11 protein-coding genes and 1 pseudogene are annotated in these 15,838 nt (G+C 54.1%); 3 read left to right on the top strand and 9 right to left on the bottom strand.

Annotated features, from left to right (window positions below):
* Positions 1-100: 100 nt before the first annotated feature.
* Positions 101-733: a recombinase family protein gene (locus R0I78_RS10605; RefSeq protein ID WP_317075288.1), complete on the bottom strand. Its 633-nt coding sequence runs from the start codon at positions 731-733 to the stop codon at positions 101-103.
* Between the two features lie 204 nt (positions 734-937).
* On the opposite strand from R0I78_RS10605, the gene R0I78_RS10600 reads away from it, so the two are divergent.
* Positions 938-1,840, top strand: coding sequence for a restriction endonuclease (locus R0I78_RS10600; protein WP_317075287.1), 903 nt, complete (start codon positions 938-940; stop codon positions 1,838-1,840).
* A gap of 34 nt (positions 1,841-1,874) precedes the next feature.
* Here the strand turns inward: R0I78_RS10600 and R0I78_RS10595 are convergent, their stop codons facing one another.
* The gene (locus R0I78_RS10595) at positions 1,875-3,218 is read right to left on the bottom strand and encodes a site-specific integrase (RefSeq protein ID WP_317075286.1); all 1,344 of its coding nucleotides are present in this window, start codon (positions 3,216-3,218) and stop codon (positions 1,875-1,877) included.
* Between the two features lie 12 nt (positions 3,219-3,230).
* Positions 3,231-3,413: pseudogene (locus R0I78_RS14930) on the bottom strand (DUF6538 domain-containing protein); the annotation flags it as partial.
* Positions 3,414-3,750: 337 nt separating this feature from the next.
* Between R0I78_RS14930 and R0I78_RS10590 the strand changes: the two are divergent.
* The gene (locus R0I78_RS10590; RefSeq protein ID WP_317075285.1) at positions 3,751-5,322 is read left to right on the top strand and encodes a sensor domain-containing diguanylate cyclase; all 1,572 of its coding nucleotides are present in this window, start codon (positions 3,751-3,753) and stop codon (positions 5,320-5,322) included.
* Here R0I78_RS10590 and R0I78_RS10585 read toward each other — a convergent pair.
* Entirely contained in the window at positions 5,302-7,935 is a 2,634-nt protein-coding gene (locus R0I78_RS10585) for an EAL domain-containing protein (protein ID WP_317075284.1), read from the bottom strand. The two genes, R0I78_RS10590 and R0I78_RS10585, sit on opposite strands and share 21 nt — an antisense overlap.
* Before the next feature lie 311 nt (positions 7,936-8,246).
* Between R0I78_RS10585 and R0I78_RS10580 the strand changes: the two genes are divergently transcribed.
* Positions 8,247-8,846 (top strand): Yip1 family protein, encoded by a 600-nt coding sequence (locus R0I78_RS10580; protein ID WP_019935530.1) that lies wholly within the window; start codon positions 8,247-8,249, stop codon positions 8,844-8,846.
* A gap of 50 nt (positions 8,847-8,896) precedes the next feature.
* Here the strand turns inward: R0I78_RS10580 and purF are convergent, their stop codons facing one another.
* The 5 genes from purF to R0I78_RS10555 all read right to left on the bottom strand — a co-directional run bounded on the left by purF (position 8,897) and on the right by R0I78_RS10555 (position 15,750).
* Positions 8,897-10,417, bottom strand: a complete 1,521-nt coding sequence (gene purF, locus R0I78_RS10575) for an amidophosphoribosyltransferase (RefSeq protein WP_026344894.1) — start codon at positions 10,415-10,417, stop codon at positions 8,897-8,899.
* A gap of 20 nt (positions 10,418-10,437) precedes the next feature.
* Positions 10,438-10,926: a CvpA family protein gene (locus R0I78_RS10570; protein WP_026344893.1), complete on the bottom strand. Its 489-nt coding sequence runs from the start codon at positions 10,924-10,926 to the stop codon at positions 10,438-10,440.
* Positions 10,927-11,091: 165 nt separating this feature from the next.
* Complete coding sequence (locus R0I78_RS10565) at positions 11,092-12,702, bottom strand: AbgT family transporter (RefSeq protein WP_317075283.1); 1,611 nt, start codon at positions 12,700-12,702, stop codon at positions 11,092-11,094.
* A 296-nt stretch (positions 12,703-12,998) separates the two neighbouring features.
* Positions 12,999-14,297: a serine--tRNA ligase gene (gene serS, locus R0I78_RS10560; RefSeq protein WP_317075282.1), complete on the bottom strand. Its 1,299-nt coding sequence runs from the start codon at positions 14,295-14,297 to the stop codon at positions 12,999-13,001.
* Positions 14,298-14,418: 121 nt separating this feature from the next.
* The gene (locus R0I78_RS10555; RefSeq protein WP_019935525.1) at positions 14,419-15,750 is read right to left on the bottom strand and encodes a replication-associated recombination protein A; all 1,332 of its coding nucleotides are present in this window, start codon (positions 15,748-15,750) and stop codon (positions 14,419-14,421) included.
* Positions 15,751-15,838 lie beyond the last annotated feature (88 nt).

Below are 15,838 nucleotides of genomic sequence, written 5' to 3'. Positions count from 1 at the left end.
TAAGATGTGTAACAACTTACTTATTTTAATATTGCTAGCTATTTCATTCAAACAATAAGTTAAGGGGGAAGGGTATTAACCCTCCCCTTCTTTTTACTAATTAAATAACACTCTGTGATTGTTTTACATCCCTAGCAACTCGCGCAACAGTTGCCCTTGAGCACTTCATTATCTCCATTATCTTGCTGTAGCTTTTGCCATCCATCAGCAGCTCACGCACGCTGGCATGCAGGCGCTCATCCACAGGACGACCACGGTAACGCCCCTCGGCTTTTGCCTTGTTAATTCCCTGTCTCTGTCTCCGGCGTCTGTCTTCATAGTCCTTGCGGGCAATGGCGGCCAGCATATCGAGCATCATGCCATTGATGGCACCCAGCATACGGTTGGTAAACTCATCACCGGTATGCAGCAGCTGATGACTGGTCGGTAAATCCAGAGCTACCACGCGCACCCCCTTGGACTTGATAAGCCCCTGCAGCCGTTCCCAATCGTTGCTGTTCAAACGGCTCAGGCGGTCTACCTGCTCCACCAGAAGCACGTCATCGGTGCGGGCTATATCCAACAGCCGGAATAATTCCGGACGCTGTAGCGTGGCTCCTGATTCGTTCTCCGTGAACCAGGCGTCCACTGTCAGCCCCTGCTCTGCGGCAAAGGTCAGTAGTGGTGCTCTGGCACGACTGACGTCCTGTTCATTGGTTGATGCTCTCAGATAGCCATACACTCTTGATGTCATTGCTCACCTGTTGGTCTGTCAGAAATGGTTTAACAATTCCGGTCTGCTTTACATTGCCAGCACTGACTTACTGAACCAGCAATGCCGGTGCTGGCGCTGGATTCGTTGAGGTATACTCAAACAGAACCATAATCTAATACCCCAGACGACATCACCGCAGCTGTTTTCGGTTGGCACTTTCATCACTTGTATAAGGACATGGAAATGGCAAGAAGACGCCGACAGTCACCCATTGAAGACATGATAGATATCGCGGCTATGTTGCCCTGGTGGCTGAGCCTGTTGCTTGCACTGATCAGTTACCTGATCCTCGATCATTTTTCCGATCAACCATTTACGGTTGAAATGTCCCCCGGCTCCGGTGTTCCGACCAATCTGACAGAGCTGATGCTGCGACCATTCTTGATAGCCATGCAGTTCTTTATTCCCGTGGCGTTCACTCTAGGGGCTGGATTATCTGCCATAAAGGCACTCAAAGGCCGGCGTCTTGCCCACCGATACGTTGCAACTTCAGCAAAGCCCTCTATCTCCCCTCTTCCGGCTTCTCCTGCTAACGACATGAGCTGGAAAGAGTTTGAGCTACTTGTGGGCCAGGCATTCCGACAACAGGGATACCGTGTTATTGACGGGGGTGAGAATGGCCCCGATGGCGGTGTGGATGTTCAACTGAGAAAGGACGGCCAGCGCTTCTTCGTGCAATGCAAGCACTGGAAGGCCAGAAGTGTAGGAGTGTCAGTAGTGCGCGAGCTTTATGGCGTGATAGCGGGTGCCGGTGCGGACGGAGGATTTGTTGTAACCTCCGGTGATTTCACGGAGGAAGCCAAAATATTTGCCAGTGACAAGCGCCTCAGCCTGATCGATGGCAAGGCGCTGGATAACATGCTTATGCAGGCCAAAATGACGCTGGCGGAGGAAGGACTCAAACGTCAGCGACCTTCCTCTACCAATAGCTCTCCGCCAGCCCTGGCATCAGCTCCAGCCAGTGCTCAATGCCCCAGATGCACAGCTCCCATGGTAAAGCGTAAGGCACGCCAGGGTGCCAACGCCGGACAATCGTTCTGGGGCTGCTCCAGGTTCCCCCAATGCCGGGGAACCCGTTCACTATGAGCTGACCGTTATCATGAGTAACAATATCGCTTACTTAATCCAGAAAGCACCGGCGATAACGAAGCCAGGAAAGCCCGGACAGCTCGATGCCGTAGTCCAGCGACTCCACTATCTGTTGCTTTCTCTTCAAATCAAGCTGGTGAGTGCCATAACGTGAGGTAGTCAGTCCGTCATCCGATGGCAGGTGCCCAACTACAGCAGCAATTTCCCAGTCATGCAGTCTCGTCATGCGCCGCAGATTATCTACAAACGTATGGCGCAGGCTGTGGAACGTCTCTTTACGCTCCTGTGACCAGCCAATCTCTTTGCGAAGTGTGCGCTCAAACCACCTGCTGAAGCTGTTGCTGTCGTCCTCTTGACCAGAGTAGATAACCTCATTGAATAAGTGCTCATTACCTTCGCCCCGGCTGCTCACAAAGTCCAGAAACCCAAGGCTCAACAGGGAAGAATGAATGGGCACCCAGCGTCGGCTGTTATCCGTTTTCAGGCGATTACCCTCATGATTGTCATTCAGATCAAAATACCAGCACTCATGCTGATCGGAATGAATGATGTCACATACTCGCAGTTGCAGGATCTCTCCCACCCTGGCACCACTGAACATACCGATAAGCGGAACCCAGAACTTGTCGGCGGTATAGACCACCTTCTTTCTCTTTTCATATTCCCGGTAATGATGAGCCGATAGCAATGCCGTCAAGTGCTCAGTATTCAATGTCGCAAAGCTGCGCTTCCTCTGACGCTTCGCCTTCGGCACCTTACGAGGGGAGATACCGGTGGTCACATTCACGTCATGAAAGCGAGGAACCGCAAACTCACATATTTGTTTGAAGATGGATAAAAAGCTGTTCGCCGTGGTGGCGTCGATGGTGTCGTAGTCTGATGGCGACATCTTGAATATCTGAGCCAGCGATTTATCCCGGATGTTGGGCATCTTGCCCCTGTTCTTGGGAAAACGGTAAATCTTGTCCCTGATCTCAATCGCCTCCACGCTGGTCAAAGTAGTAAATACCTTGTCTTCACCGACCATCTCGACGATGTTACGCACCTTCGCCGCCCGGTTTTTCAGGGTGCGGCCAGTCCACTCTTCAGAAGCGGTCTTCTCATGGAGAAAAGCCTCAGCCACTTCTTTGAAGGTCGGCCCCACAACTACCTTGGCCTGTAGCTCCGGTGAGGTAATAACTGGCTGTTGACCATTTTTTTGGCTCTGGCCAATCCAGCTCTCTGGTGCATTGTTCATCAATGCCAGCTGCTCTGTATTTTCTGTCAGCACCTCCGCATAACTGCGTGTCATTATCGGATGCTGCCTGAGATTTCTCAGTTCTCGTTCAAGGCAGGATTTTGCCTCGGCATCGCTCAAAGCCAACACTTGCAGCATGACAGAATCCAGATGAAGCAGCAGCACACGAGAGCGGCGTCTGGCCTCCCTAATGCTGTGGGTTCTGAGGGACATACGAAACATGTGCTTAAGGTGAGGGAGCTTCCGTCTCAGTGAGACGGGGTATACATACCGGAAATAAATACTGCCATTCTTACGCTTGAAGCAATAAGGCACTCCACACTTATGATCCATTTTCTTGCTCTCTTAAAAGTTAAAAAAAAGAGCAAGTTGTTACATGTAGTAACTTTAGCCTTCAAAAAACCACAAAATCACATCTAAGTCCATGATTTATAATGGTTTTAAGGGCGCTTTATCAACTCCCGCCAGCTCCACCAATCGATTGGAAAGGCCCCGCAAGGGGCCTTTTTGTTTTGGTAATCCGGGTTTTCTCTTCTGTTGCCGGCAGGCTGGTCATACCAATATTTATCATACAAGGTCAGCCAGGGTGGCCACAGCGGGCAAATTTCATTAGTATCCCTGTCAGATTATCATCAGGCTCAAATAACGCCCGTTCATAGGTTCAGTATTAATGCCCTTCCGTCCCCTGCCCCGGCTAAACCTTCGTAATTTAATGCTGGCCATGGCTATCTTCAGCGTAGTGATCACCCTGTTCAATACGTTTTATGCCACCTACGAGGTACAGCGTACCCTGCTTATCAACAACACGCTGGAGGCCAACCGGGCCTATGCGGCTAAACTGGCAGAAGTAACGGACAGTGTGATTCACTCTACCCGGCAGCAGCTGGCTTATAGTGCTGCTGAGCTGGTCACCCGAATGAACGATGAATCAGCCCTGATGGCGGAAGCGCGCCGGCTGCATGAGCAAACAAATACCTTTAACTCGGTGGTTGTGGTTAATGCAAAAGGGGGAATTGTGGCCACCTCACCGGATACCTTGCAGGTTAAGGGGCTCAGGCTCAGTTCTGCCAGTGCCCTGCAGTCCTTAAAAGCCAGGGCACCACTCATTACAGATCCCTTTGTATCACCGTCAGGGAATTATATTGTCAGTCTGTCACACCCGGTGTTTGCCGCCAGCGGTGAGTATCTCGGGTATATTTCCGGCACCATTTACCTGAAACAAAGCAATATGCTGGGAGAGTTACTCGGCAGGCATTACTACCAGGATGGCTCTTACCTGTATGTGGTTGATCGTAACAAAACACTGATTTATCACCCTGATCCTGCCCGTATTGGCGAACGCGTCAGCGGTAATCCGGCCATAGATGAAGTACTGCAAGGACAGGAACATGCACATCAGGTGGTAAATTCCGCAGGAACCGATATGCTGGCCGGCTTTGCACCGGTTAACAGCACTGGCTGGGGCATAGTGGCCCAGCGGCCAAAGGCCGCCACTCTGGCGGGCATCAAAGAGCATCTGTTACAGGTAGTGCTGAAAAGCGTCCCCGTCGGGCTGCTGACCCTGGCCGGTATCTGGCTGTCGGCCCTGTTTATTTCACAGCCACTGCGGCAACTGGCTACCTCCGCCGGCCTGATGAACCGACAAAGCGCTCAAACGGATATTACCGGTGTGTCTTCCTGGTATTTTGAGGCGGCCCAGCTTAAACAGGCCATACTGCGTGGCATCGGACTGCTGAATGAGCGCATTCACCAGTTACATACCGACAGCCATACCGATGCCCTCACCGGCTTGCTGAACCGCAGGGGGATGCAGCAGGCGTTGGATCATTTTCAGAAAGAACAGGTGCCATTTTCTCTGATCGCACTGGATATTGATCACTTTAAGAGTGTGAATGATCGGTTTGGTCATGACAGTGGTGACCAGGTCATCAGACAGCTGGCCGGCATTATGCAGCATCAGGCTCGTCGCAATGATGTGCTGTGCCGCAGCGGTGGCGAAGAGTTTATGATATTTCTGCCAGGTACCAGCGCCAGCAATGCACTGGACGTAGCAGAGCGGCTGCGACACCAGGTGCAGGCGACCTCAATTGAGCTGGTAGGTCATATCAGCATTTCGCTGGGCGTTACTTATTGTGGTCCGGCAGACTCCATAACAGACGCCCTCAAGCGTGCCGACAAGGCCTTGTATCAGGCCAAACAACAGGGGCGTAACAGAGCCGTGCTAGCTGACCCGGGTGCATAACTGCTGTTGTAGCCGGGCTTCCAGCTGGTCTGCCGGCTTGGGCCTGGCCAGCAGATAGCCCTGATAGTGTTCACAGCCATGCTGATAGAGTAATTGGCGCTGGGCTTCGGTTTCCACCCCTTCCGCGATAACTTCCAGCTTAAGACTGTGAGCCAGCGCAATAATCGCTTTAATAATATTCAGGCTGTTGTTATCGGGCAGAGCCCGCACAAAAGACTGATCAATTTTCAGCTGATCCAGAGGCAACTGCTGCAGATACAGCAACGAAGAATAGCCGGTCCCAAAATCATCAATGGCAAAACGTACGCCGTGCTGTTTCAGTATCTGCATGCGCCCAATCGCCATCGGCATATCATTCAGCAGCATCGACTCGGTAATTTCCAGCTTTATCCGTGCAGGATCGACGCCGGTCTGCCTGAATATGGCTAACACATCATCAATAAACTCTGGCTGATACAAACGGGCAGCACTGATATTCACCGACAGGGTAAAACTGGTTGCTGCAGACAGCTCCGCCCAGGCAGCCATGTAAGAGCAGGCGTGGTGCAATACCTCTCTGTCGATACGGTTCATCAGACCGGCCTGCTCGGCTACTTCAATAAACGCCCCCGGTGCCAGCAAGCCCTGCTCAGGGTGTTGCCAGCGGGCCAGCGCTTCAGCGCCGGTGATATGCCCCTGATAGTCAAACTGAGGCTGAAAGTAAGCAATAAACTCACCATGATCCAGACCACGACTGATATCCTGCTGCAGCAGTAAACGCTGGGCTACCGCTTCCTGCATTTTCGGATCAAAAAAGCGCAGCTTGCCCCGGCCGCCAGACTTGGCGTCATACATGGCCAGCTCTGCCTGTTGTACCAGCTCGTCGGCGGTCGCGCTTGAGTCATTAAGCAGTACCACCCCCAGGCTGGCACTGCATTTGAGCTGATGGCCGTCATGAGTGTAGGCCTGCTCCAGTAATGCCAGTAACCTGAGCCCGGCTGCTTCCAGCTCGGTGGCGGCGGCGGCTTGCTCAGTGGGTAAGCCGGATAGCAGTACCACAAACTCATCGCCGCCCAGGCGGGCAACCATATCTTGCTGGCGCAACGGCCGGCTCAGGCGGCGGGCAGCCTGGCGCAGCAGTTCGTCACCCACCGGCAGCCCCCAGAGATCATTAATGGCCTTGAAATTATCCAGATCAATAAAAATCAGGCCGGCACTTTCCTGCCTCTCTCCGGACAGGTAGTGCTGCAGACGTTCATGTAAAAAACGACGGTTGGGCAAGCCGGTCACTTCATCATAAAAGGCCAGATGGTTGATACGTTCTGCGTCTTTCTTCTGTTGGGTAATGTCGGTAATGGACGCCACATAATGGGTAATATGCTGGTGTTTATCCCGTACCGCACTTACAGACAGCCACTGCGGATAAACCTGGCCAGACTTGCGCTTGTTGATAATCTCGCCCTGCCAGTGGTTATGCTCGTTAATGCTTTGCCACATGTGCTGATAAAAGTCCCGGCTATGCTGGCCCGAGCTGAGAATGGACGGCGTTTTGCCAATTACGTCGTCGCTGCTGAAACCGGTAATGTCGGTAAAGGCACGGTTTACCCGTAATATTTTTTGGTCGGCATCGGTAATCATCATGCCTTCAAAACCTTCAAAAGCAGTGGCGGCAATACGCAGCTCCGTTTCATTCTGCAGGCGCTGGGTAATATCACGGGTAAGGATCACGACGGCGGGCTTACTGCCCTCTCCCCTGTCCATCACCTGCGCCTGACTTTCAAATATACGCATTCCGTCGTGAGTATTAAGCTCATATTCAAGCCGCTGAGTTTTCTGGCTGTTAAGTGTTTGACGGATAAAGGCGACAAAGCGGTTTGCCTGCACCGGCTCAAACAAGTCGTGTACTCGTCTGCCAATGACACTGTCATTGACCGGATAAAGCAGGGACGCATTGGATGCCATGGCTTCCAGGTACCGACCATCTTCATCCATCACAAACATCAAATCAGGCAAGGCGGAAGTAATGGCCCGTAACCGGGACTCGCTGCTCTTGAGCCTGTCCTGCTCCTGCTGCCTGAGAGCCGCATCTTGCAGAATAAGCGCAAGAATCACCGTCAACGGCACCATCACTGCGAGAAAAGGCCACAAGTAGGCAAGCAACGTCAGCCTGTCCTGCACGTTGAGCAGGCTGGCGATGACTGCCAGCGTACTGGTATGCAGCAGCAGCGTCACCGGCAACAAATGAAAAATGTTAACCTTCAGCCACTGACGGTTCACACCATAGCGAAAGCCAAGCCCCAGCAGCACCGACAGCACGATATTCACCGTGCCGGTGAACGCACCGTCGCCGCCAATACCATACCGGAACAGACCGGCAATCAGGGCTGCCATGCCTGCTGATACCGGACCACCAAACAGGCCTGCCACAAACAGCACGCCATTGCGCGCATCCAGCAACACGCCGGGGGCCACATGAAAAGGCTGCAGCATACATACCAGCGCAGCCAGCCCGAACCAGAAGCCGGTAGTAAACACTTGCAAATGAGGATGATGGCGAGCCTTGCGCATATTCAGCGTCAGGGCCCAGCCCATGGCCAGCAGAATAACGGCCTGTTGCATAACGGTGATGAGCATGTGTCTCAAACGGTGACAAAGGATGAAAAAACATAGTATGAACCGCATAAAGTCACCAGCACTTACGGCTGATATTGCGGGTCAAAGCCACAAAACACGCAGTTTATCAGACAAGGCTGATGCTCCCTAAGCAATCCTCTCTGCTGGCAGGGATTTTAAATTAGCGAAAACTGATTATTGTGGTTTATACGTAGAAAAACTTGACGCCAGTCAATGCGTGACCAATAACTAACCAGAGGCGGGATAACGCAAACTCATTGCACTCGCTGCTATCAAGCCAGCCGGCTTTAATGAATTTGGGGGAAAGAGCCATGATTTTGAACCACATCTGGGGTTTGTATGCCCACCCCAAGGATGAGTGGCATACCATAGACGACCACCATGAAAGCCTGTCTTACAGCCTGACCCATCTGGCGTTCATCGCTCTGATCCCTTCAGTCTGTACTTTTATCTCTGCCACCCTGATTGGCTGGCACTTTGGCACCCAGAACACCATCATGATGACCACGGGCAGCGCCCTGTTCATGTCAGTGGGCATGTACTTCACCTTAATTGCCGGTGTGTTTGCGCTCGCCTACCTCACTTTCTGGATGGCCAAGACCTTTGGTGCCAGTCCTACCTTTACCCAAAGTCTGGAGCTGGCTGCCTACACTGCCACCCCCCTGTTTATGACAGGGCTTGCTGTGCTTTATCCCGAGCCGATATTCCTGATGCTGGTGGGTCTGGCTGGGCTGGCCTACTCGGTCTATCTGCTGTATTCCGGTGTCCCCATTATCATGCACATTCCTGAGGAGCGGGGCTTTATCTATGCAAGCTCTGTGGTGACCTGCGGGCTGGTTTTGCTGGTGTGTATTATGGTGGGCTCGGTCATTGTATGGAGCTGGGGGCTGGGCCCCATCTATACTCACTGACCCTCTGCTGATGGCATTAAAAGCCGGGGAACTCCCCGGCTTTCTTATGGTCAGGACTGACCTTCGTTATATATTTCCAGATGACTGTTGTCGATGCAGTCCTGCTGTTTGGCAGTATCGTTACGCAAGGCGTTCAGGGCATCCAGATATTCCTGGTTAACATCCTGAGTCACGTATTCGCCGGTAAACACGGAGGTTTCAAAGCGGCGCAGCTCGGGATTGAAATAACGCACCGCATCTTCCAGGTCTTCCAGATCCTGAAAAATCAGGCCGTCGGCGCCAATCAGCTTGCAAATCTCATCCGACTCGCGGCCATAAGCGATCAGCTCGTTGACGGAAGGCATATCGATGCCGTACACGTTGGGAAAACGGATTTCCGGGGCAGCCGAAGCAAAATACACCTTCTTGGCTCCCGCATCCCGGGCCATTTCAATGATCTGCTCGGAGGTAGTGCCGCGTACGATGGAGTCATCCACCAGCAGTACATTCTTGCCGGCAAATTCCGACGGAATGGCATTCAGCTTGCGGCGCACCGACTGCCGGCGCTGCTGCTGACCGGGCATAATAAAGGTACGGCCGATATAGCGGTTTTTCACAAAACCCTGGCGATAAGGCAGCTGAAGATTGTGGGCAATTTCCAGGGCGATGTCGCAGGACGTTTCCGGAATGGGAATCACCACATCAATGTTCAGGTCTTCCCACTCACGGGCAATTTTGGCACCCAGCTTCTGCCCCATACGCACACGGGCAGCATAGACAGAGACCTTATCAATAAAGGAGTCCGGGCGGGCAAAGTATACATATTCAAAAATACAGGAGTTGTGCTCGGGCTCAGCGGCGCACTGCTCGGTAAAGAGCTCATTCTGCTCGGTAATATAAACCGCTTCACCAGGCGCTACATCGCGTACCAGCTCAAAGCCTACCGCATCCAGCGCCACACTTTCCGAGGCCACCATATACTCGGTGCTGCCGTCTTCAGCATCACGTTTACCCAGTACCAGCGGACGAATGCCGTTGGGATCGCGGAACGCCACCATGCCGTGGCCGATGATCACTGCAACGGCAGCATACGCGCCGCGAACCTTTTCATGTATTTTGGCTACCGCAGCAAACACATGCTCCGGCTCCAGGTGCAGCTTTTGAGTCTGCTGATCCAACTCATGAGCCAGTACGTTAATCAATACCTCAGAATCAGAGGTGGTGTTGATATGACGTCGGGCTACCCGGAACTGCTCTTCCTTCAGCTCGGCGGCATTGGTCAGATTGCCGTTGTGGGCCAGCGCAATACCAAAGGGAGAGTTCACATAAAAAGGCTGAGCCTGAGCCACACTGCTGCTGCCGGCGGTGGGATAGCGCACATGACCAATGCCGACGTTTCCGATAAGACGCTCCATGTGACGCTCTTCAAACACATCCCGGACCAGCCCATTGGCCTTGCGCTGACGGAAGTTGTTACCGGAGATGGTCACGATGCCGGCGGCATCCTGTCCTCTGTGCTGAAGCACTGTGAGCGCGTCGTAAAGCGCCTGGTTGACCGGGGTCGTACCTTGTATACCGACTATCCCACACATGTGAAAATTTCCTCGAATTACTATAGCTTGGGGGGTAAGAAGCTGGATGAATTCTGCAGCATATTAAAAAACCACTGAATAACGATGCCAAACTCGGGAATGAGTACCGACTCCTTCCACCACGGGCTGTGGGAAAAAGCAGTCATGGTATCGGTTAACAGCAGCAGCGCGGCCACAATAAAAACGCCACGCACGGCGCCAAAACAGACGCCCAGCACTCGATCAGTGCCCGACAGGCCGGTGCGGGTGACCAGCTCGCCGATAATGTAGTTGACCAGAGCACCCAGGATCAGGGTAAGCACAAACAAAATGGCAATGGCAGCCCCATTGCGAAAAAGCGGGTCTTTGATATCGAGAAATACTGCCAGGTCGGCATAAAAGCGACTGGCAATAAAAAAAGCAGCCACCCAGGTGGCGAGTGACATGGCTTCCTTGACGAAGCCGCGGACCAGGCTGATGAGGGCCGACAGGCCGATAATGCCGAGTATTACAAAATCTATCCAAACCATCATGTTAGTGCCGAAGCCCTCCTGATTGCCGCGCATTCTATCAAACACGTTTGGTAAAAGGCGACGAAAAAGCGGATAAAGTTCATTCAATATCAAACTAACCGCTGAACAAAGATGAGCACCGGTGCGAAACACATCGCACCGGATCCGGCACTTTATACGATGTTAAAGACCGTTGTAATAGGTAGTCGCTCCCGGCCCTACCGGCAGACCAAATACAAATACCCACAGATAGAAGAGCACAGACCAGCCCACAATAAATACCATGGAGTAAGGCAGCATCATGGCCATCAGGGTGCCTATGCCCATGTCTTTCTTGTAACGGGTGGCCACTGCCATGATCAAGCCGAAGTAGCTCATCATGGGGGTAATGATATTGGTAGTGGAGTCACCAATGCGATAGGCCGCCTGTACTACCTCCGGCGAGTAGCCCACCAGCATCAGCATGGGTACAAAAATCGGTGCCGTTACTGCCCACTGAGCCGAGGCTGAGCCTATCATCAAATTGATAAAGCCACAGACAACAATAAAGCACAGCAACAGTACAGGGCCGGTCAGCCCCAGGCTCTGCAGCAGAGTAGCACCCTGCACCGCAATGACAGTACCAAAGTTGGTCCAGCTGAAAAAAGCCACAAACTGGGCGGCAAAGAACACCAGTACTATGTACATGCCCATGGAGCTCATGCTTTTAGACATGGCATCAATCACGTCCCGGTCACTTTTCATGGTGCCCATCATGCGGCCGTACACAAAGCCCGGAATGGCAAAAAACACAAAAATAAATACCACTATGCCTTTAAGGAACGGCGAGCCGGCCACGGCTCCGGTCACCGGATGCCGTAATACACCGCTCTCGGGCACTATGGTCAACGCCAGCACAGCACACACCGCCAGGGCCGCCAGACCGGCTCCCTTGAGAGCGCGCTTTTCCGCTGACGTTACCCTGCCCATGTCCTGGTTTTCACTGAGATCCCCAGCCTCTTCACTGCGATATGTTCCCAGCTTGGGCTCCACCAGTTTTTCCGTTACCAGCGCACCCAGAATGGAAATCACAAAGGTGCTGATAAACATGAAATACCAATTCACTTCGGGCCCTACCACATAGACAGGGTCAATGATGCGAGCGGCGGTTTGAGTAATGCCTGACAACAGCGGATCGACTGTACCCAACAATAGGTTGGCACTGTAGCCGCCGGACACACCGGCAAAGGCCGCTGCCAGACCGGCCAGCGGATGACGACCGAGGGAATGGAAAATCATGGCCGCCAGCGGGATCAAGACGACATAACCAAGCTCAGCCGCAGTATTGGAAACAATACCGGCAAATACTACGGTCACGGTAACCATACGCCGTGAAGCATTCATCACCAGCGCCCGCATGGCTGCCGACAGCAGTCCGGAATGCTCGGCCACACCGACGCCCAGCAGCGCCACTAGCACGGTGCCAAGAGGAGCGAAACCAGTAAAGTTGCTCACCAGACTGCCTACAATGCGCGCCAGCCCTTCGCCGTTAAGCAGGCTGACCACGGTAATCATGCCATCGGCGGCCCGGCCCGGGGCACCTTCCGGCCGGGGATCCGCCACGCTCACTTCAAAATAACCAGCCACACCGGATGCCAGCAAAATGACGGCACAGAAGATGGCAAACAGGGTAATGGGATGGGGTAACAGGTTACCCAGCCACTCTACCGTATCGAGAAAGCGGGTGAAGCCGCCTTTGTTAGGGGCTGGCTGCTGGCGTTGATTACCATCACAGCGGGTTGAGGATGACGTCATGTCGAAATTCTCCATCGGGATAGACGCAGGCACCGACAGCACAATACTTCATAACAAAAGTTATAAGTAACCGTATATGCCGGCCAGGTTAAAAATTCCGGTGGATTATACACATGACGTTAACACACTCAACAAAATATGATGCCAAAGGTTAGTTAGCCAACAGTTTTATACATTGCAATATGGCCATTTCACGGTGAGATCACATCATCAGAAACCGAGTTAAAACGAATTTATATTTTTCAGGCATAAAAAAACCGGGGTCAGACCCCGGCTTGGTTAACTGAAAAACCAACTCAGCCAATAAACTCCAGCCCGCCCATATAGGGTTTGAGCACGTCCGGCACACGAATGCGGCCGTCTGCCTGCTGGTAGTTTTCCAGCACCGCCACCAGGGTGCGGCCCACCGCCAGGCCGGAGCCGTTCAGGGTGTGCAGCAGCTGCGGCTTGCCGTCGGCACCACGCACCCGTGCCTGCATGCGACGGGCCTGAAAGTCACCACAGTTGGATACGGACGAAATTTCACGGTAGGTGTTCTGGGCCGGCAGCCAGACTTCCAGATCGTAGGTTTTGGCGGCACCAAAGCCCATATCACCAGTGCACAGCGCCATCACCCGATAGGGCAGCTCCAGACGCTGCAGCACCTTTTCGGCGTGGCCGGTCATTTCTTCCAGCGCATCCCATGAGGTGTCGGGGTGCACCAGCTGCACCATTTCCACCTTGTCGAACTGGTGCATGCGAATAAGCCCACGGGTATCACGGCCGTAGGAGCCGGCTTCAGAGCGGAAGCAGGGGGTGTGAGCGGTGAGCTTCATGGGCAGCTGGGCCGCCTCGAAGATCTCGTTGCGGGCCATATTGGTCAGCGGCACTTCCGACGTGGGGATCAGCGAGAAACGGCGTACCTTGCCCTCGTCATCGCCCTCGCCTTCAATGGCGGTGTGGAACAGATCTGCCGAGAATTTGGGCAGCTGGCCGGTGCCGTACAGGCTGTCACTATTGACCAGATAAGGTACATAACATTCGGTGTAGCCATGCTCTGTGGTATGCAGATCCAGCATAAACTGGGCCAGTGCTCGGTGCATGCGGGCTATCTGGCCCTGCATGATCACAAAGCGCGAGCCCGACAGTTTTACCGCGCCTTCAAAATCAATCCCCGCCAGGGCTTCGCCCAGCGCCACATGGTCCTTGGGCTCAAAACCCAGTTGTGTGGGCTCGCCCCAGCTGCGCACGGTAACGTTGTCGTCTTCGTTCTTGCCCACCGGCACCGACTCGTGAGGCAGGTTGGGAATGGCGGCACAAAAGTCCTGAATCTCGTTCAGCAGCTCATCCAGGGTGACCTTGCAGCTGTCGAGCTCGTCGTTGATGGCAGTCACGGCGGCTTTCAGAGGCGCTATGTCTTCGCCGTTACGGGCCGCCTGACCAATGGCCTTGGAGCGGGCGTTGCGCTCCGCCTGCAGCTCCTGAGTGCGGGCCTGCAGGGTTTTACGCTGCTCTTCCAGCCGGTTGAACAGAGCCGTATCAAGGGTGAAACCACGGCTTGCCAGCCGCGCCGCCGTGTCGTCGATATCGCCGCGCAGATATTTGGGATCCAGCATGAGTTACCTTAAATTCGTGTGATGCGTTTGCACGCCAAAGGGGTTAAATGAGTTCTGCTACAGTTTATCAGCATCGGCCGCAACGGGCCAAGAACGCAGATCCTGAGCGCAGCTGCTTTGTTCAGGAACCACCTTTGGCCTGTTGGTCAAGCTGGCTGAGGTAATCGAGCTTGGCCTGAATTTTCTGCTCAAAGCCCCGCTCGTTGGGCATATAATAGCGCCGCCCCATCATGGCTTCGGGCAGATAGGTTTCGCCGGCGGCATAAGCACCCGGCTCGTTATGGGCATAGCGGTATTCGGCACCATGGCCCAGCGCTTTCATCAGTTTGGTGGGGGCGTTGCGTAAATGCACCGGCACCTCAAAATCGGGCAGCTCGCGGGCATCCTGCAGCGCCGCCTTCCAGGCGGTGTAAAGGGCGTTACTCTTGGGCGCGCAGGCCAGATAAACAATGGCCTGGGCAATGGCCCGCTCCCCTTCTGCCGGCCCCACCCGGGTAAAGCAGTCCCAGGCTGCCAGCGCCACCTCCATGGCCTTGGGATCGGCCAGGCCGACATCTTCCGAAGCAATGGCCAGCAGCCGGCGGGCAATATAAAGCGGATCGCAGCCAGCCGTGATCATGCGGGCATACCAGTACAGACCCGCATCGGGATTAGAGCCACGAATGGACTTGTGAATGGCGGAGATCAGATCGTAATACAGGTCGCCCTGATTATCGAACCGGGCCAGCCGCTCGCCGGTCACTTCCGCCAGCAATGCCTTGTCGATACAGCGCTCACCGTTGTGCTCCCCGGCCATGTCCGCCAGCAGCTCCAGATAGTTGAGCGCCTTGCGGCCGTCGCCGTCCACCAGCTCTGCCAGTGCCCGCTGAACGCCGTCGGCAAGCTTGATACCCTGTCCCGCCAGACCGCGTTCATCGTTCAGCGCCTGCTCGATCATGGCTTCCACATCGGCGGTTTCCAGACGCTTGAGCAAGTAGACCCGGGCCCGGGACAGCAATGCATTGTTCAGTTCAAAAGAAGGGTTTTCGGTGGTGGCACCAATAAAGGTGACGGTGCCGTCTTCAATATGGGGCAGAAAAGCATCCTGCTGAGACTTGTTGAAGCGGTGCACCTCGTCCACAAACAAAATAGTACGCCGGCCCGCCAGCTTGTACTCCCGGGCGCGCTCGATGGCGGCGCGAATGTCCTTCACCCCCGAGGTCACCGCCGAGACCCGCTCCACCTGGGCATCGCAGTAGTGGGCCACCAGCTCCGCCAGCGTGGTTTTACCTGTACCCGGCGGCCCCCACAAAATCATGGAATGACAGTGACCGCTTTCAAGCGCCCGGCGCAGGGGCTTGCCCGGCCCCAGAATGTGCTGCTGGCCCAGATATTGTTCAATGCGCGCCGGACGCATCCGTGCCGCCAGCGGCCGAAAGTCGTCCTGCTCAAAGTCCAGACTCAGGGTACTCATGGTATTTCATCCACATAAAACAAAGTGCCGTTTGCTGCATAATGCACTTTCGTCGGCGACACGAAGCGGCAGCGGGGATTGCCGAAGC

This window comes from Oceanimonas sp. CAM02 (genome assembly GCF_032842915.1).
Taxonomy (GTDB): Bacteria; Pseudomonadota; Gammaproteobacteria; order Enterobacterales; family Aeromonadaceae; genus Oceanimonas; species Oceanimonas smirnovii.
This window is presented reverse-complemented; position numbering and strand designations above follow the sequence as displayed.